Annotated in this window: 17 protein-coding genes and 1 pseudogene; 11 read left to right on the top strand and 7 right to left on the bottom strand. The window is 60.5% G+C overall.

Translation table 11 applies throughout. The features are described 5' to 3' along the window. Positions 1 to 62: 62 nt before the first annotated feature. Both J9788_RS00210 and J9788_RS00205 read left to right on the top strand, forming a co-directional pair. Positions 63 to 1,502 (top strand): DUF2867 domain-containing protein, encoded by a 1,440-nt coding sequence (locus tag J9788_RS00210; protein ID WP_182264808.1) that lies wholly within the window; start codon positions 63 to 65, stop codon positions 1,500 to 1,502. A gap of 158 nt (positions 1,503 to 1,660) precedes the next feature. Beyond that, on the top strand, positions 1,661 to 2,671 hold the full coding sequence (locus tag J9788_RS00205; protein WP_046897055.1) for an NAD(P)-dependent oxidoreductase: 1,011 nt from the start codon (positions 1,661 to 1,663) through the stop codon (positions 2,669 to 2,671). Here J9788_RS00205 and J9788_RS00200 read toward each other — a convergent pair whose 3' ends face one another. Then, entirely contained in the window at positions 2,672 to 3,508 is an 837-nt protein-coding gene (locus J9788_RS00200) for an N-acetylmuramoyl-L-alanine amidase (RefSeq protein ID WP_046897054.1), read from the bottom strand. A 187-nt stretch (positions 3,509 to 3,695) separates the two neighbouring features. On the opposite strand from J9788_RS00200, the gene J9788_RS00195 reads away from it, so the two are divergent. Next, positions 3,696 to 5,261: a DUF3300 domain-containing protein gene (locus J9788_RS00195; protein WP_182264809.1), complete on the top strand. Its 1,566-nt coding sequence runs from the start codon at positions 3,696 to 3,698 to the stop codon at positions 5,259 to 5,261. A 53-nt stretch (positions 5,262 to 5,314) separates the two neighbouring features. On the opposite strand, the gene J9788_RS00190 is transcribed toward J9788_RS00195, so the two are convergent. After that, a complete protein-coding gene (locus J9788_RS00190) occupies positions 5,315 to 5,638 on the bottom strand; it encodes a heavy metal-binding domain-containing protein (RefSeq protein ID WP_004928400.1) in 324 nt (107 codons plus the stop codon). 159 nt (positions 5,639 to 5,797) lie between these two features. Here J9788_RS00190 and J9788_RS00185 point away from each other — a divergent pair, with 159 nt between their 5' ends. The 8 genes and pseudogenes from J9788_RS00185 (at position 5,798) to J9788_RS00150 (ending at position 11,051) form a co-directional block, all read left to right on the top strand. Continuing rightward, entirely contained in the window at positions 5,798 to 6,340 is a 543-nt protein-coding gene (locus J9788_RS00185) for a lipoprotein (protein ID WP_094142943.1), read from the top strand. Positions 6,341 to 6,604: 264 nt separating this feature from the next. After that, positions 6,605 to 7,333 carry an arginine ABC transporter ATP-binding protein ArtP gene (gene artP / locus J9788_RS00180; protein WP_089192582.1) on the top strand — a complete coding sequence of 243 codons (729 nt, stop codon included), beginning with the start codon at positions 6,605 to 6,607 and terminating at the stop codon, positions 7,331 to 7,333. A gap of 32 nt (positions 7,334 to 7,365) precedes the next feature. Continuing rightward, positions 7,366 to 8,097 carry an arginine ABC transporter substrate-binding protein gene (gene artJ, locus J9788_RS00175; protein ID WP_033642533.1) on the top strand — a complete coding sequence of 244 codons (732 nt, stop codon included), beginning with the start codon at positions 7,366 to 7,368 and terminating at the stop codon, positions 8,095 to 8,097. 9 nt (positions 8,098 to 8,106) lie between these two features. After that, positions 8,107 to 8,823 (top strand): arginine ABC transporter permease ArtQ, encoded by a 717-nt coding sequence (gene artQ, locus J9788_RS00170; protein WP_015377299.1) that lies wholly within the window; start codon positions 8,107 to 8,109, stop codon positions 8,821 to 8,823. Next, the gene (gene artM, locus J9788_RS00165) at positions 8,823 to 9,491 is read left to right on the top strand and encodes an arginine ABC transporter permease ArtM (protein WP_182264810.1); all 669 of its coding nucleotides are present in this window, start codon (positions 8,823 to 8,825) and stop codon (positions 9,489 to 9,491) included. The genes artQ and artM overlap by 1 nt, the downstream gene beginning before the upstream one ends. Before the next feature lie 200 nt (positions 9,492 to 9,691). Next, positions 9,692 to 10,426 (top strand): arginine ABC transporter substrate-binding protein, encoded by a 735-nt coding sequence (gene artJ / locus J9788_RS00160; RefSeq protein ID WP_015377297.1) that lies wholly within the window; start codon positions 9,692 to 9,694, stop codon positions 10,424 to 10,426. 101 nt (positions 10,427 to 10,527) lie between these two features. Continuing rightward, positions 10,528 to 10,779, top strand: a complete 252-nt coding sequence (locus tag J9788_RS00155; RefSeq protein WP_016928356.1) for a type II toxin-antitoxin system Phd/YefM family antitoxin — start codon at positions 10,528 to 10,530, stop codon at positions 10,777 to 10,779. After that, a pseudogene (locus J9788_RS00150) lies at positions 10,769 to 11,051 on the top strand (type II toxin-antitoxin system RelE/ParE family toxin). Before J9788_RS00155 ends, J9788_RS00150 begins: the two are co-directional and overlap by 11 nt. Here J9788_RS00150 and rlmC read toward each other — a convergent pair. The 5 genes from rlmC to potG form a co-directional block, all read right to left on the bottom strand. Next, a complete protein-coding gene (gene rlmC / locus J9788_RS00145; protein ID WP_182264811.1) occupies positions 11,048 to 12,175 on the bottom strand; it encodes a 23S rRNA (uracil(747)-C(5))-methyltransferase RlmC in 1,128 nt (375 codons plus the stop codon). The pseudogene J9788_RS00150 and the gene rlmC sit on opposite strands and share 4 nt — an antisense overlap. 69 nt (positions 12,176 to 12,244) lie before the next feature. After that, on the bottom strand, positions 12,245 to 12,724 hold the full coding sequence (locus J9788_RS00140; RefSeq protein WP_046897048.1) for a YbjO family protein: 480 nt from the start codon (positions 12,722 to 12,724) through the stop codon (positions 12,245 to 12,247). A gap of 161 nt (positions 12,725 to 12,885) precedes the next feature. Next, entirely contained in the window at positions 12,886 to 13,731 is an 846-nt protein-coding gene (gene potI / locus J9788_RS00135) for a putrescine ABC transporter permease PotI (RefSeq protein WP_042784088.1), read from the bottom strand. Further along, entirely contained in the window at positions 13,728 to 14,690 is a 963-nt protein-coding gene (gene potH, locus J9788_RS00130) for a putrescine ABC transporter permease PotH (protein ID WP_042784087.1), read from the bottom strand. Before potH ends, potI begins: the two co-directional genes overlap by 4 nt. A gap of 24 nt (positions 14,691 to 14,714) precedes the next feature. Next, complete coding sequence (potG, locus tag J9788_RS00125; protein ID WP_004938650.1) at positions 14,715 to 15,848, bottom strand: putrescine ABC transporter ATP-binding subunit PotG; 1,134 nt, start codon at positions 15,846 to 15,848, stop codon at positions 14,715 to 14,717. Positions 15,849 to 15,863: the final 15 nt, after the last annotated feature.

Raw genomic sequence — 15,863 nt, 5'->3', positions numbered from 1 at the left:
ATTTAAACCCTGAATTTGGCATCCTGTCGCTCTGCGACTCTTTCACCGCACAAGGCGGCACGATGACACCCCAACGCATATTGGTTCTTGGAGCCAGCGGCTATATAGGCCAGAACCTGATCCCGCACCTGATCGAACAGGGGCACCAGATTACCGCCGCCGCGCGGCGCATCGAGTGGCTGCAGGAGCAGAACTGGCCGCAGGTCAACTGCCTGTATGTCGATCTGTACCGCCCGGAAACCCTGAGCGCGGCGCTGTGGGAGATAGATACGCTTTACTATCTGGTGCACGCGATGGGCGACGGCGACGACTTTATCGAGAAGGAACGCCAGGCCGCGGAAAATCTGCGCGACGCGCTGCGCAATGCCTGCGTCAAGCAGGTGATCTTTCTCGGCGCGCTGCAGCCGAACGACGACAGCTCGCCGCACCTGGCGGCGCGCCGCCTGACCGGCGAGATCCTGCGCCAGAGCGGCGTGCCGGTGACCGAGCTGCGCGCCGGCATCATCGTCGGCCCCGGCTCGGCGGCGTTCGAAGTGATGCGCGACATGGTCTATAACCTGCCGGTGCTGACGCCGCCGCGCTGGGTGCGCTCGAAGTCCTCGCCGGTGGCGCTGGAGAACCTGCTGGTTTATCTGGCCGATCTGCTGGCGCACCCGGCGCAGGAACACCGAATCTTCGACGTCGCCGGGCCGGAATACCTCAGCTATCAGGATATGTTCAAACGCTTTATCGCCATCAGCGGCAAGCGGCGCTGGCTGATCCCGATCCCCTTGCCGACGCGGCTGATTTCAGTGTGGTTCATCAGCCTGATCACCTCGGTGCCGACGCCGATCGCGCGCGCGCTGAGCCAGGGCCTGAAGCACGATCTGCCCGCCGACGGCAAACCGTTGCAGGCCCTGATCCCGCAACGTCTGCACACCTTCGATCAGGCGGTCACCGCCACGCTGCAGCGCGAACTGGAGGTGGTCGATTCCGCCGACTGGGGCTACGATCCGGCGGCGCGGGCCCGCTGGCGCCCCGGCTACGGCTATTACCCGAAACAGGCGGGATGTTCGCTCGACACCGCCGCCTCCAGCCAGGCGCTGTGGCAAACGGTGCAGCAGTTGGGGGGCGAGGAAGGCTATTTCTACGCCAATATCCTGTGGCGGATCCGCGCCCGCATGGACGACATGATCGGCAACGGCGTGGTCTATGGCCGCCCGGCGCGCGCGTCCCTGGCGCTGGGTGACGAGATCGACGGCTGGAAAGTCATCACGCTGAAGCCGCTGCGGCAGCTGGCGCTGCTGTTCGGCATGAAGGCGCCGGGGCTGGGGCGGCTGAGCTTCACCATTACCGATCGCGGCGATCGCCGCACGCTGGACGTGCGCGCCTGGTGGCATCCGGCCGGCTTCAGCGGGCTGCTGTATTGGTTCGCCATGATGCCCGCGCATCTGTTCATTTTTCGCGGCATGGCGAAGCGCATCGCCGAGCTTGCCGAGAACCTGGATCGCCAACAGCGCTGAATGCCGTTCATTTGTCGATCAACCGCACAGTTTGCCGCTGTGCTTCGGGGCTTTCCGATTGCATAGCGCACGAAATCACGGAAGAATGGCATCTTATTTGCTGGGAGCGCCGCAAGCGCCCGCCGGTATTCCGATTTTGGGTGAGAATAGAGTCCGTTATGAAGGTATTGGTCACCGGTGCAACCAGTGGGTTAGGCCGTAACGCCGTTGAATATCTGCGCCGCCAGGGCATCAAAGTGCGCGCCACCGGCCGCAACCAGGCGATGGGCGGCCTGCTGGAAAAAATGGGCGCGGAGTTCATTCATGCCGATCTCACCAACCTGATCTCTTCGCAGGCCAAAGCGATGCTGGCGGACGTCGATGTGCTGTGGCACTGCTCCAGCTTTACCTCGCCCTGGGGCACCGAAGAAGCCTTCGAACTGGCCAACGTCCGCGCTACCCGCCGCCTCGGCGAATGGGCGGCGGCCTATGGCGTGGCGCAGTTCATTCACATCTCTTCCCCGGCGATCTATTTCGACTACCACCATCACCGCAACGTGACCGAAGACTTTCGCCCGCAGCGTTACGCCAACGAGTTCGCGCGCAGCAAGGCCGCCGGCGAGCAGGTGATCCAGCAATTGGCACTGTCCAATCCGCAGACCCATTTCACCATTTTGCGCCCGCAGGGCCTGTTCGGGCCACACGACAAGGTGATGTTGCCGCGGTTGCTGCAGATGATCAAACGCTACGGCAACCTGCTGCTGCCGCGCAGCGGCGCGGCGATGGTGGACATGACCTATCTGGAGAATGCGGTGCACGCCATGTGGCTGGCGACGCTAAAAGAAGACACGCCGTCCGGCCGCGCCTACAACATCACCAACCAGCAGCCGCGCCCGCTGCGCACCGTGGTGCAGCAGCTGATCGACGATTTGGGCATGAAGTGCCGCATCCGCTCCGTCCCCTATCCGATGCTCGACATGATGGCGCGCGGCATGGAGCGCTTGGGCAGCAAAAGCGAAAAGGAGCCGGTGTTGACCCATTACGGCGTCGCCAAACTCAACTTCGATCTCACGCTCGATACCACCCGCGCGCAGCAAGAGCTGGGCTATCAGCCGATCGTCTCGCTGGAAGAAGGCATCGCGCGTACCGCCCGCTGGCTGAAAGATCACGGCAAACTGCACGGCCTGTAATCAACGCCACGCGCCGTACTTCAACAGCAGCGCATCGATAATCGCCTCACTCTCTGCATCCGGTTCACCGCGAACATCGTCGGGCCGGAAATGCATCTGAAACGCCGCCAGCACATTGCGCTGCTGCCGCGCATCCCATGACGAATCAACCGCGTAGCCGTAACGCGCCAGCTTATCAAGCAGCGGCGCCAACGGCACCGGCGCATGGCGATCGCGCCCCGCCAGCAAACGCTGCACGTCTGCCTCGTCCGGCCAGGCGCCGATGCCGGCCTGCGCCAGTTGCCGCCAGGGGAACAGCGGGCCGGGATCCTGTTTGCGCTGCGGTGCGATGTCGCTGTGCCCCACCACGTCCTGCGGCTGGATGCCATAGCGTTGGATGATATCGCGGCTCAGCGGGATCAGCACGGCGATCTGCTCCGCCGTATAAGGCTGCCAATGGGTGAACAGCATGCTGCGGGTGAACCCCTTGTTGACGATTTCAATGCCGATCGAGGTGTCGTTGAGATTGCTGCGCCCGCGCCAGGCGCTGACGCCGGCATGCCAGGCGCGCATCGCCTCCGGCACCAACCGGTACACCGTCGGTTTGCCGTGTTCGCGCTGCGGATGCGCCGGCAACAGGTAGTGTGCGCTGACGTGTTCATCGGTCAGCGTTTTCAGTGATGAATGAAAGTCTTCCGCCGTGTAGTGCATCACCAGAAACCGAATGCGCTGATCGGCGCCCTGCGCCTGATGCAAGGTTTCGAGCTGGTAAACGCCACGATCGACGAGCGTGTCCTGCTGCGGATTTTGGCATCCCGCCAACAGCGCGGCGGCGATGATCCCTGGCCAAATTTTCACTTATCCTCCTGATTGACGTCCGTGAAAGATGTAACGCGACGCGATTAATCTGTATCCAATCATCACGCTCATCGAGAAATAATGACAGATAGCGCCGATGTGCAAGCGAGTGTTGCTCCCGGCTGGCGGCCTTTCCCGCCCATGATAGTCTCAAAGTATCATCTGCGCTGAAAGAGCGGAGTCGAACATGTTCACGCCACGCTATCTGTCCTGGTTGCTCTGTGCCGCCATGCTGCCGCTCAGCGGCTGCGATCGGCAAAAAGTCGCCGATGCGATGGGCGGGGGCACTCCGCCCCCTGCCGCTCCAGCCGCCAGTGCCAGCGCGCCGGCCTATACGCCGTTGAGCGCCGATCAACTGTACCAGTTGGTCAGCCCGGTGGCGCTGTTCCCCGACAAGCTGCTGGCGCAGGTGTTGGCCGGCGCGGGCTATCCTGACCAAATCAGCGCCGCGGATGCCTGGCTGGCGCAAAACCGCGGCTTGCAACCGGCGGCGCTCAGCTCGGCGGCCGACGCTCAGCCCTGGGATCCCAGCGTGCGCGGCCTGGTGCAATTCCCCGACGTGCTCGATCAAATGGCGAAAAACATCCCCTGGACCACCGCCCTGGGCAGCGCCTACCTGAACGATCCCACCGACGTGATGAACGCCATTCAGGTGATGCGTCAACGGGCGGCCAGCCAGGGCACGCTGAAAAACACTCCGCAGCAGCGCATCGTCGTGGCGCCGACGACGCGTTATGTCGAACAGCAGCCCTATCGCCAGCGCGTGGTGGCGGCACCGGGCGAGACCATCGTTATCGAACCCAGCCAGCCGGATACGGTTTACGTCCCGCATTACGATCCCTGGGAGGCCTACGGCACGCCGGTCCCGGCCTATCCGAGCTATCAGTATCAGCCCTCGGGCTACAGCGGCGGCGACATGCTGGCGGCCGGCGTGATCAGCTTCGGCGTCGGCATCGCGGTGGCCTCTTTGCTCAACCAACACAACAGCGGCTGGCACAACTGGGATATGCGCTGGGACGATCGGCGCCAGCCGGTGGTCTACCGCAATGCGCCTTACGTATCGCATTCCACCACCGTGGTGAATCGCGTCACTAACATCAACCAATATAACAACGTGAACACTGTGAATCGCAGCAGCACCAGCACGGTGAACAACTACAATACCGCCGCCGCGCCGGCGCCCCGTTTCAGCCAACCGGTGCCTAACGCTGCGCCGCAACAGCCGCGCGTCGCGCCTGCGGCCCACGCGCCGATGACCATGCCGAACTTTGCGCATACTCAGCCGGTGGCGCCTCACGTACAGCAGCCGATAGCCGTACACCCGCCGGTAGCGGCCGCCCCACACGTGCAACAACCGGTCATCGCGCCCCATGCACAGCAGCCGATGAGCACGCCGACGTTCACGCATGCCGTTCCGACGGCGCCTCACCCACAGCAGCCGACAGCCGTACATTCAGCGCCGCTGCAGACGCATCCGATGCCGGCCGCTGCGGCGATGCATCCTGCCGTCGCGCGCCCGCAGATTCAGCCGGCTCCGCACGTCGCTCAGCCGGTGATCCGCGAACCGGCAGCGCCGCAGCATCCGGCGGCGATAAGCCCGATGACGGCGCCGCAACAGCGCATCATGCCGCATGCGGCCCCGGCGCCGCAGCTCCATCAGACGTCCGTTCAGCCGATGCCGCATCGCCAGGAGCCGGTGCCCACGAAGCCGCAGGAACACCGCCCAATCGTCGAGCAGCACAAGGTGGGATAAATCAAGAGGATGTCGCCCCGGCGGAATGGCCGGGGCGAAAAGAAAGCATGGCGTTAGCGGCTCACTTTCACCGCGGTGCCGCTGACGGTCACCATCAGCATGCTGCCGTCTTTGCCAACGGTTTCATAATCGATATCAATGCCGACCACCGCGTTGGCGCCCAGCTCTTTCGCCTGATCTTCCAGCTCTTCGAACGCGATCAGGCGCGCCTTGCGCAGCTCTTTCTCATAAGCGCCCGAGCGGCCGCCGACGATATCGCGCACGCCGGCGAAAAAATCACGAAAAATGTTGGCGCCGAGGATCGCTTCGCCGGTGACGACACCGCAGTATTCGGTGATGGTAAACCCTTCCAGGGTCGGGGTAGTTGAAAGCTGCATCAGAACTCCTTGTTTGATTAATTCAACGTATCTATGACCAGAAGATTGGCATTATGTTCGCTTAATCAATGGCACGCAGTACGAATGCAAGGCCAAAAAACGCATTTATACTGTAAGCTATCGGTCTTCATGGTAGAGACTTTCACATAAGGTAATAAGATGAAAACAAAAACGATTGCGGCTGTTTTACCCTTAGCGCTGTTGCTGAGTGCCTGTACCACGGTGGAACCGGCATACAAGGAAATCGGCACCCGCAGCGGCAGCTGTGTGGAAGGCGGCCCGGATACGGTCGCGCAAAAGTTCTATGACCTGCGCATCCAGCAAGGCTCCAGCCTGCCGGACAGCAACCGCCTGGCGCAGCTGCAGCCTTATCTAAGCAACGTGCTGTATCAGGATCTGGTCAGCGCCACTCAAAATCCGGGCAAGCATCAGATAACCGGCGATCTATTCTCCGGCAACGCGCAGGGGCCAAGCAGCGCGTCCGTCGCCAGCGCCTCGACCATTCCCAACACCGATGCGAAGAACATCCCGCTGCGCGTTGATTTGAGCTACCAGAAAGACGCCAACAGCACCGTGAACTGGCAAGACGAAGTGCTGATGGTGCGCGAAGGCACCTGCTGGGTAGTTGATGATATTCGCTACCTGAATGTTCCAGCGCACGCCACCAACGGCAGCGTGCGTCAGGTGCTGGAAAACCGATAACCCGCACTCCCCGGCCGACGCGGGCCCACCGCGTCGGTCGTTCCTACCTCTCCTTGCGCCGTTCAGATTTCGTCCGATAGAAAAAATTTCGCTACCGATCTCACAGCCTGCGCCACAAATCCCCTCCCTCGGCCTGAGTCGCGGTATCTTGTGCTAATCTTTTACTGTCCCGCCGCACACTCATAAATTTTAACGCACAAAGATTGCATAAGTATTCTGTGGAAGTTAACATTTGCGGCATCAATGTCTATTCAATTCTGGCGCATGAGTATTCAACTTAACGGTATCAATTGCTATTACGGCGCTCACCAGGCGCTGTTTGACATCACGCTGGAATGTCCAGCCGGGGAAACCCTGGTGCTGCTTGGCCCAAGCGGCGCCGGGAAAAGTTCATTGCTGCGGGTGCTGAACCTGCTGGAAATGCCGCGTTCGGGTCAGCTAAAGATCGCCGGCAACCAATTCGATTTCAAGCAGGCGCCGGGCGAAAAAGCCATTCGCGAACTGCGGCAAAATGTCGGCATGGTCTTCCAGCAATACAACCTGTGGCCTCACCTCACCGTGGTCCAGAACCTGATCGAAGCGCCTTGCCGCGTGCTGGGTCTGACCAAGGCCCAGGCGATGGAGCGCGCCGACAAGCTGCTCAAGCGTCTGCGCCTGACCGACTTCGCCGATCGCTTTCCGCTGCACCTTTCCGGCGGCCAGCAGCAGCGCGTAGCGATCGCTCGCGCCCTGATGATGGAACCGCAGGTGCTGCTGTTCGATGAACCGACCGCGGCGCTGGATCCGGAAATCACCGCCCAGATCGTCAGCATCATTCGCGAACTGGCCGGCACCGGCATCACTCAGGTGATCGTCACCCACGAAGTGGAAGTGGCGCGCAAGACCGCCAGCCGCGTGGTGTACATGGAAAACGGCCACGTAGTGGAGCAAGGCGACAGCAGCCACTTCACGCAGCCGCGGACCACCGAGTTTGCCAATTACTTATCACACTAACAATTAACTTGCTGTAATTTGGGGAGTTTGCGATGAAAAAACTAATAATCGCCGCCGTTCTGGCCGGCATCAGCGTTTCCGCCTCCGCAGCCGAAACTATCCGTTTCGCTACCGAAGCCTCCTATCCTCCATTTGAATTTATTGACGCCGGCAACAAAATTCAGGGTTTTGATGTCGATCTGGCCAACGCGCTGTGCAAAGAGATGCAGGCCGAGTGCACCTTCACCAATCAGGCGTTCGACAGCCTGATCCCGAGCCTGAAGTTCAAGCGTTTCGATGCGGTCATGGCCGGTATGGACATTACGCCGGAGCGTGAAAAGCAGGTGCTGTTCACCAAGCCGTACTACGATAACTCGGCGCTGTTCATCGCGCAGAAAGGCAAAATCGCCGACGTGGCGGCGCTGAAAGGCAAGAAAGTCGGCGTGCAAAACGGCACCACTCACCAAAAATACCTGACCGACAAGCACCCGGAAATCACCACCGTGCCTTACGACAGCTACCAAAACGCCATTTTGGATCTGAAGAACGGCCGCGTTGATGCGGTGTTCGGCGATACCGCGGTGGTCAACGAGTGGCTGAAGCAGAATGACGCGCTGGCGACAGTAGGCGCTAAAGTAACGGATAAAGACTACTTCGGCACCGGCCTTGGCATCGCGGTACGCCAGAAAAATACCGATCTGCAGGGCAAGTTCAACGCCGCCCTGGACAAGATCAAGCAGGATGGGACCTATGAAACCATCTACAAAAAATGGTTCCAGCAGTAATACGCCCCGATGAATGAATTACAACCTTTAGCAAGCGCCGCCGGCATGACCGTCGGCCTTGCCGTTTGCGCCCTGATCCTCGGGCTGATTCTGGCGATGCTGTTCGCCGTATGGGAATCGTCCCGCTGGAAAGCCGTCAGCTGGCTCGGCACCGCCTGGGTGACCGTGCTGCGCGGCCTGCCGGAAATCCTGGTGGTGCTGTTTATCTATTTCGGCTCGTCGCAGCTGCTGCTGATGCTCTCCGACGGCTTTACCCTTAACCTCGGTCTGTTTCAGTTGCCGATTCAGCTGGCGATCGACAATTTCGAAGTCAGCCCGTTCCTGTGCGGGGTGATCGCCCTGGCCTTGCTCTATTCCGCCTACGCCTCGCAGACGCTGCGCGGCGCGCTCAAAGCGGTGCCGCAGGGGCAGTGGGAATCCGGCCAGGCGCTGGGTCTCGGCAAAGCGGCGATCTTCTTTCGCCTGATCATGCCGCAGATGTGGCGCCACGCCCTGCCCGGCCTCGGCAATCAGTGGCTGGTGCTGCTGAAAGACACCGCGCTGGTGTCGCTGATCAGCGTGAACGATCTGATGTTGCAAACCAAGAGCATCGCCACCCGCACCCAGGAACCCTTTACCTGGTACGTGATCGCGGCGGCCATCTATCTGCTGGTGACGCTGTTCAGCCAATACGTCATCAAGCGCATTGAACTGCGCGCCACGCGGTTTGAGCGGGGGCCGGCCTGATGATTGAATATTTACCGGAAATCCTCAAAGGGTTGCATACCAGCCTGACGCTGACCATCGCCGCGCTGCTGGTCGCACTGGTGCTGTCGCTGCTGCTGACGGTGATCCTGACGCTGAAAACGCCGGTGCTGACGCCGCTGGTCAAGGCCTATGTGACGCTGTTCACCGGCACGCCGCTGCTGGTGCAGATCTTCCTTATCTACTACGGCCCCGGTCAGTTTCCGGCGATCCGCGACTACCCTTGGCTGTGGAACCTGCTGTCGCAGCCCTGGCTGTGCGCGATGATTGCGCTGGCGCTGAACAGCGCGGCCTATACCACGCAGCTGTTCTACGGCGCGGTGCGCGCCATCCCCGCCGGACAATGGCAGTCGTGCGAAGCGCTTGGCATGTCGCGCCGGCAGACGCTGCGCATTCTGCTGCCATTCGCCTTCAAGCGCGCGCTGTCGTCTTACTCCAACGAAGTGGTGCTGGTGTTCAAAAGCACGTCGCTGGCCTACACCATCACGCTGATGGAAGTGATGGGCTATAGCCAGCTGATGTACGGCCGCACCTACGACGTGATGGTGTTCGGCGCCGCAGGTCTGGTGTACCTGTGCGTCAACGGCCTGCTGACGCTGCTGATGCGGTTGGTGGAGCGCCGCGCGCTGGCGTTTGAGCGCCGCAACTGAAGCCATCCCCCCTCTCCAGCCCCGCCATTGCGCGGGGCTTTTTTTACCCCTATTTCAATATTTAATCATTTATATTGCATTTTAATTCACTTAATGGCAGGGTTATCAGCAGGTGTCCTCGCAAAAACCTCTGGCGATTACCAGTAAAAACAAACGATAGCGAAATAATCACTTTCAGGATCCAGACAGGAGCTCTACGCATGAAAAAACTGCTGCTTGCCGCGACGATGTTGGCCGGAATGACCTTTAACGCCACCGCGGCCGAGACTATCCGCTTCGCCGCCTCCGCCACCTATCCGCCGTTCGAATCGCTGGACGCCAACAACCAGATCGTCGGCTTCGATATCGACCTGGCCAACGCGTTGTGCAAACAGATGCAGGCGCAGTGCACTTTCACCAACCAGGCGTTCGACAGCCTGATCGCCGCGCTGAAATTCAAAAAATACGATGCGGTGATTTCCGGTATGGATATCACGCCGGAGCGCAGCAAACAGGTCGCCTTCACCCAACCTTACTATGCCAACTCGGCGATTGTGATCGCGCAAAAAGGCAAGTTCAGCTCGCTGGCGGATCTGAAAGGCAAAAAGCTCGGCATGGAAAATGGCACCACCCACCAGAAATACATGCAGGACAAGCACCCGGAGATTAACACCGTCTCTTACGACAGCTACCAGAACGCTATTCTGGAGCTGAAAAACGGCCGTATCGACGGCGTCTTCGGCGATACCGCCGTGGTGAACGAGTGGCTGAAAACCAACCCGCAGCTGGCGCCGGTTGGCGAACATATCACCGATGCGCAATACTTCGGCACCGGCCTTGGCATCGCGGTGCGCCCGGACAATCAGGCGCTGCTGGCCAAGCTGAACGCCGCGCTGGACGCCATCAAGGCCGACGGCACCTACAAGGCCATCAACGACAAATGGTTCCCGCAATAAGTCCGCATGTGGAGTCGCCCTCCTTCGGCGGCTCCATCCGATTGCCATCCCATTCGGTTAGTGCTAAATTTAATACTGAATTTAGCATCAAGGATAACATCATGACGGTTCAACCCATTCTTGCCGACTCGGCTGTCAGCATCAGCGATTTTAAGAAATCGCCCAACGCCGCCCTTAAAGAGGCACAAGGGCAACCGGTCGCCGTCCTGACCAACGGTAAGATTTCGGGATATTACGTCTCTCCGGAAACCTGGGAGGCGATCGCGGAATACCTGGAAGATCTCGAACTCGCTGAAATCGTTCGTTCACGGATGAACGGCAAACGCATTAAGGTCAATTTGGATGACTTATAAGCTTGAATTCGAAGAACATGCGCTGAAGGAATTTAAAAACTGTCCCCGGTGATCCGGGAACAGTTCAAAAAAAAGCTGGCATCGGTGCTGGTTAATCCCACGTCCCCGCCAACAAACTCGCCGGTTTGCCCGATTGCTACAAAATCAAACTCAGAGCCTCAGGCTTTCGTTTGGTATATCGCGTCATGGAAACGGAGATCGTGGTTCTGGTCCTGTCTGTGGGCAAACGCGAACGTTCAGCGGCTTACACGGCTGCCAAAAAGCGCCTTTAACGCCGCACCAACAGCGTCAACACTTCGTAGTGCGCGGTATGCGGGAACATGTCGAACAGCTGCACCCGTTCGATGCGGTAGCCCGGCAACATCTCGATATCTTTCGCCATGCTCTCGGCGTTGCAGCTGGAATAGAGAATATATTCCGGCGCCATCCGGCTCAAATAATCGCACAGTGCCTGGCCGATGCCGCGGCGCGGCGGGTTGACCAACACCAGCTGCGGCACCTGCCCTTCGGCGGTGGCGAAACGGGTGGAGTCGAGCGCCTGAAAATCGACCTGCAGCAACCCCAATCGCTGCGCCGACTGGCGCGCGCAGGCGATCGCTTCCGCGCTGATTTCGATGCCGGTCAGGCGAGTTTGCGGCTGCGCGCAGTGCAGACCGAAACCGCCGACGCCGCAAAACAGATCCCACATGCTGTCGATACCCAGCGCGCGCACCCAGTCGCGGGCGGTGGCATAAAGATCGGCGGCCACCTGCGGGTTGGTTTGGAAGAAGCTTTGCGGGCGGATGAACAGCGGCACCTGATTGAACTGTTCCTCCAGCGCCTGCTGTTCGGTCAGCGCGATCTCGCGCTCCCCTTCCATGATCGCCATATGCACCGGCTGAATATTGGCGGAGATCACCTTGAGCTGCGGCAACTGCTGCTGCAGCCTCGGCAGCGCGGCACGCAGCTGCGCCAGCTTGGTTTCCGAACGCAGCACGAAGCGCAGCATCACGCCGCCGTCTAACGTGCTTTCGGTCAACAACAGGTATTTCAGCTCGCCGCGTTTACGCGCCACGTTATACGGCGTCAGGCCCGCCCGGGCGATGAAGCTTTTCAGCACCGCAAACATCGGCGCAAAGCCGGCGGGGTACAGCGGGCAGTCGCTCAGATCGACCGGCGTGCCGTCGCGGTGCAGCATGCCGAGCAGCGGGCGCTCTACGCTGCCGCTGACCACCATCTTGGCCTTATTGCGAAATGCGCTCAGCTCCCCCGCCACCGGCTGCAGCCACTGCGCGACATCGTGCCCGGCCAGCAGCGATTGCAGGTGATGCTGTTTGTCGGCCAGTTGCTGCGGATAGGGCTTTTCCAGCCACTGACAGGAACGGCAGGTGCCCGCCGTATACAAAGCGCAATGCATGAAGGTTACCGTGAAGTTCAGGATGACGAATTAAGGGCGCAGAGTTTACCACTCCGCGCGCCTAAAATCTCACTTGCGCGCGGCGAAGAAGCGGCGGCTGGCGGCAGGAACGAACAGCAGCGCCAGGATCACCACGTCGGGGATTTTTTGCAGGATCAGAACGTGCAGGATTTGGCCGCTGGTTTCCCCCTCCACGGTGAACACCTCGGGGAAGACGCTGCCGATGGTGGCCAGCAGCAGGTAAAGCACCACGATGCACTGACAGGCCACGTAGCCCCAGCGCCCCCAGTTGCGGCCGCGCATCACCGCAAAACCGCAGCTGATTTGCAGGCACAGCAGCATCAGCCCGGCCAGAAAGATAAAGGTGGAATCCCACGCCTGCGCGCTGGTGCTGACGAACTCCTTCGCGCCGTCGACGCCCAGCTCGCCCAGCAGCAGCACCACGCTGATACACTTGATCGCCACCATGGCGGTGCCCGCCACCATCACCGGCACCGGCGCATCTGCAGTCGATCTTATTCCCTGCCCGCTTTTCAGCATGTCTGACATATCCGTGTTCCGCTACGACGCGCCACTGCCCCTACGCCTTTCACATTGCCGCGTTGTTGGCGGCAGTGTGAAATTCATTGGAGCCATTCAAATGGCGCATGTAAAGTCAGGTAGTTAGTTGCAATACTTATTGATTGCAAAAATAGCAGGTTTGTTACGATTCAGCTACGGGCCGCCCGCTGCAATTCACGCGATCGTTGTTTTTCCGAGCGCGCCATAAACCACCAGGCGATCAGGCCGAGAATGCCCACCACCAGCAGGATCAGGCTGGCCAGCGCGTTAATTTCCGGATTCACCCCCATGCGCACGCTGGAGAACACCAGCATCGGCAACGTGGTGGCGCCCGGGCCGGAGACGAAGCTGGCGATCACCAGATCGTCCAGCGACAGGGTAAACGCCAGCATCCAGCCGGAGATCAGCGCCGGCGCAATCATCGGCAAGGTGATGACGAAAAACACCTTCAGCGGCGGCGCTCCCAGGTCCATCGCCGCCTCTTCAATTGAGCGATCCACCTCGCGCAGACGCGAACTGATCACCACCGCCACATAAGCGGTACAGAAGGTGACATGCGCCAGCCAAATGGTGAACATGCCGCGTTCCGACGGCCAACCGAAGGCGTGCCCCATCGCCACGAACAGCAGCAGCAACGACAGGCCGGTGATCACGTCCGGCATCACCAGCGGCGCGGTCAGCATAAACGCAAAACCGGTCGAGCCGCGAAAACGGCCGAAACGCACCATCACCACCGCAGCGATGGCGCCCAGCACCACCGCGGCAGTGGCGGCGGCGGCGGCGATGGTGAGGCTGAGCCCCACCGCGCTAATCATCGCCGAATCGTGGAACAGTTCGCTATACCAGCGCGTGGACCAGCCGGCCCACACCGTCACCAGCTTGGAGCTGTTGAAGGAGTAAATCACCAGCATCAGCATCGGCGCATACAGGAAGGTAAAGCCAACAGTCAGGATGGCGATGCGCCACGGTGAACGCACTACCGGCAAGTTGTTCATGCCTGGCCTCCCATTTCCTTGTTCTGGTGCTTGTGGAACCACAATATTGGCACGATCAGCAACAGCAGCATGATGGTAGCGACCGCCGAGGCCACCGGCCAGTCGCGGTTATTGAAGAACTCCTGCCACAGCACGCGGCCGATCATGATGCTGTCCGGCCCGCCGAGCAGCTCCGGGATCACGAACTCCCCCACCGCCGGAATGAATACCAGCATCGAGCCGGCGATGATGCCGCCGCGCGTCAGCGGCACGATCACGCTGAAAAAGGTTTTCAGCGGCCGGGCGCCCAGATCCAGCGACGCCTCCACCAGCGAGTAATCCAGCCGGATCAGCGCCGTGTAGATCGGCAACACCATAAACGGCAGGTAGGAATAGACGATGCCGATATACACCGCCAGGTTGGTGTGCAGGATCACCAGCGGCTGGTCGATCACCCCTAACCACATCAGAAAGTTGTTCAGCGTGCCGTTGTTTTTCAGAATGCCCATCCAGGCATAGACGCGGATCAGGAACGAGGTCCAGGAAGGCAGGATCACCAGCAACAGCAGGATGTTGCGGGTCGACGCCTTGCTGTGGGCCACCGCCCAGGCCAGCGGATAGCCGATGATCAGGCAACACAGCGTCGAAACCGCCGCCACGCGCAGCGACTGCAGATAAGCGTCGATATACAGCGGATCGTCGGTCAGCTGCAGGTAGTTGGCGAAGTTGAGCGCGATGTTCAGTTTGCCGTCCACCCAGCTCATCAGCTCGGTGTAGGGCGGCACCGCCATCGCCAACTCCGCCAGGCTGATCTTGAACACGATCAGGAAAGGCAGCATAAACAGCAGCGTCAGCCATAAATACGGCAGCGCGATCACCAGCTTGCGGCCATGGGCCATCAGCAGGCGATGGAACAGCGCCCTGAGGGCACCAGGCGCTTTGGCCGGCGGTTCCGGCGCGCGTTCAGAAAGCAGGGTCATACGGGTTACTCCTCACCGGCTCCACTACACCGTCAACACGACGCAGCTGTCGGTTTCCCAACATAGACGCACTTCATCGCCCCAGGTGGGCATCCCCTTGCGGAAACGATGGCCGTTTTGCAGCTGGGCGCTGATGATCTGCCCGCTGTGCAGCTTCACGTGGTAGATGGACAGATCGCCCAGATAGGAAATGTGCGCCACTTCCCCCACCGCGAAGTTGCAGCCGTCTTCCGGCACTTGTTCGCACAGCAGGATCTTTTCCGGCCGCAGCGCGACCTGGATCGGCACGCCGTCCACCACCGAGGCGTCCGGATCCACTTTGATCGCATGACGCAGCCCCGGGCTTTGCAGGATCAGCGCATCGTCGTGGCGCTCTTGCAGCACGCAGTCGAAGACGTTGACCGAACCGATAAATTCGGCGCTGAAGCGGCTGTTCGGATGCTCGTAGATCTCTTCCGGCTCGCCGATCTGCACGAACTTGCCGCGGTTCATGATGGCGATGCGCCCCGCCATGGTCATCGCTTCTTCCTGATCGTGCGTCACCATCACGCAGGTCACGCCGACGCGCTCGAGAATGTCGGTCACTTCCAGCTGCATGCGGTCGCGCAACTTCTTGTCCAGCGCGCCCATGGGCTCATCCAGCAGCAGCAGCTTCGGCCGCTTGGCCAGGCTGCGCGCCAGCGCCACCCGCTGCCGTTGGCCGCCGGAAAGCTGGTGCGGTTTGCGCTTGGCGTACTCCTGCATGTGCACCAGCGCCAGCATTTCGGCCACCCGCTCGGCGATCTCCGCTCGCGGCATTTTGTCCTGCTTCAGGCCAAACGCGATGTTCTGCTCCACGGTCATGTGCGGGAACAGCGCGTACGACTGAAACATCATATTGATCGGCCGCTGGTACGGCGGCACATGCGACATATCCTGCCCGTCGAGCACGATCTGCCCTTCCGTCGGCTGCTCAAAGCCGGCCAGCATGCGCAGCAAGGTGGACTTGCCGCAGCCGGACGGGCCAAGCAGCGCAAAGATCTCACCCTTATAGATGGTGAGGCTGACGTCTTCGACCGCATTCTGCCCGTCGAAGGTTTTGGTGAGGTTACGGATTTCCAGCAGAGGGGTGAAAACCTTCTGCGACTTGGCTTGAGGACGAGGAATAGCGTCGTTCAATCGGGGTGCTCTCCG

Origin of the sequence: Serratia sp. X10, from assembly GCF_017811775.1 — a bacterium.
Classification (GTDB): Bacteria; Pseudomonadota; Gammaproteobacteria; order Enterobacterales; family Enterobacteriaceae; genus Serratia; species Serratia ureilytica.
Note: the sequence above shows the minus strand (reverse complement) of the source record. Positions and strands in the feature narration are given on the sequence as shown.

Bases quoted from the DNA above. Each gene is read 5' to 3' on its own strand.
- J9788_RS00210 (WP_182264808.1), top strand. From the start codon at position 63: ATGACACCCCAACGCATATTGGTTCTTGGAGCCAGCGGCTATATAGGC.
- J9788_RS00205 (WP_046897055.1), top strand. From the start codon at position 1,661: ATGAAGGTATTGGTCACCGGTGCAACCAGTGGGTTAGGCCGTAACGCC.
- J9788_RS00195 (WP_182264809.1), top strand. From the start codon at position 3,696: ATGTTCACGCCACGCTATCTGTCCTGGTTGCTCTGTGCCGCCATGCTG.
- J9788_RS00190 (WP_004928400.1), bottom strand. From the start codon at position 5,638: ATGCAGCTTTCAACTACCCCGACCCTGGAAGGGTTTACCATCACCGAA.
- J9788_RS00185 (WP_094142943.1), top strand. From the start codon at position 5,798: ATGAAAACAAAAACGATTGCGGCTGTTTTACCCTTAGCGCTGTTGCTG.
- artP (WP_089192582.1), top strand. From the start codon at position 6,605: ATGAGTATTCAACTTAACGGTATCAATTGCTATTACGGCGCTCACCAG.
- artJ (WP_033642533.1), top strand. From the start codon at position 7,366: ATGAAAAAACTAATAATCGCCGCCGTTCTGGCCGGCATCAGCGTTTCC.
- artQ (WP_015377299.1), top strand. From the start codon at position 8,107: ATGAATGAATTACAACCTTTAGCAAGCGCCGCCGGCATGACCGTCGGC.
- artM (WP_182264810.1), top strand. From the start codon at position 8,823: ATGATTGAATATTTACCGGAAATCCTCAAAGGGTTGCATACCAGCCTG.
- artJ (WP_015377297.1), top strand. From the start codon at position 9,692: ATGAAAAAACTGCTGCTTGCCGCGACGATGTTGGCCGGAATGACCTTT.
- J9788_RS00155 (WP_016928356.1), top strand. From the start codon at position 10,528: ATGACGGTTCAACCCATTCTTGCCGACTCGGCTGTCAGCATCAGCGAT.
- rlmC (WP_182264811.1), bottom strand. From the start codon at position 12,175: ATGCATTGCGCTTTGTATACGGCGGGCACCTGCCGTTCCTGTCAGTGG.
- J9788_RS00140 (WP_046897048.1), bottom strand. From the start codon at position 12,724: ATGTCAGACATGCTGAAAAGCGGGCAGGGAATAAGATCGACTGCAGAT.
- potI (WP_042784088.1), bottom strand. From the start codon at position 13,731: ATGAACAACTTGCCGGTAGTGCGTTCACCGTGGCGCATCGCCATCCTG.
- potH (WP_042784087.1), bottom strand. From the start codon at position 14,690: ATGACCCTGCTTTCTGAACGCGCGCCGGAACCGCCGGCCAAAGCGCCT.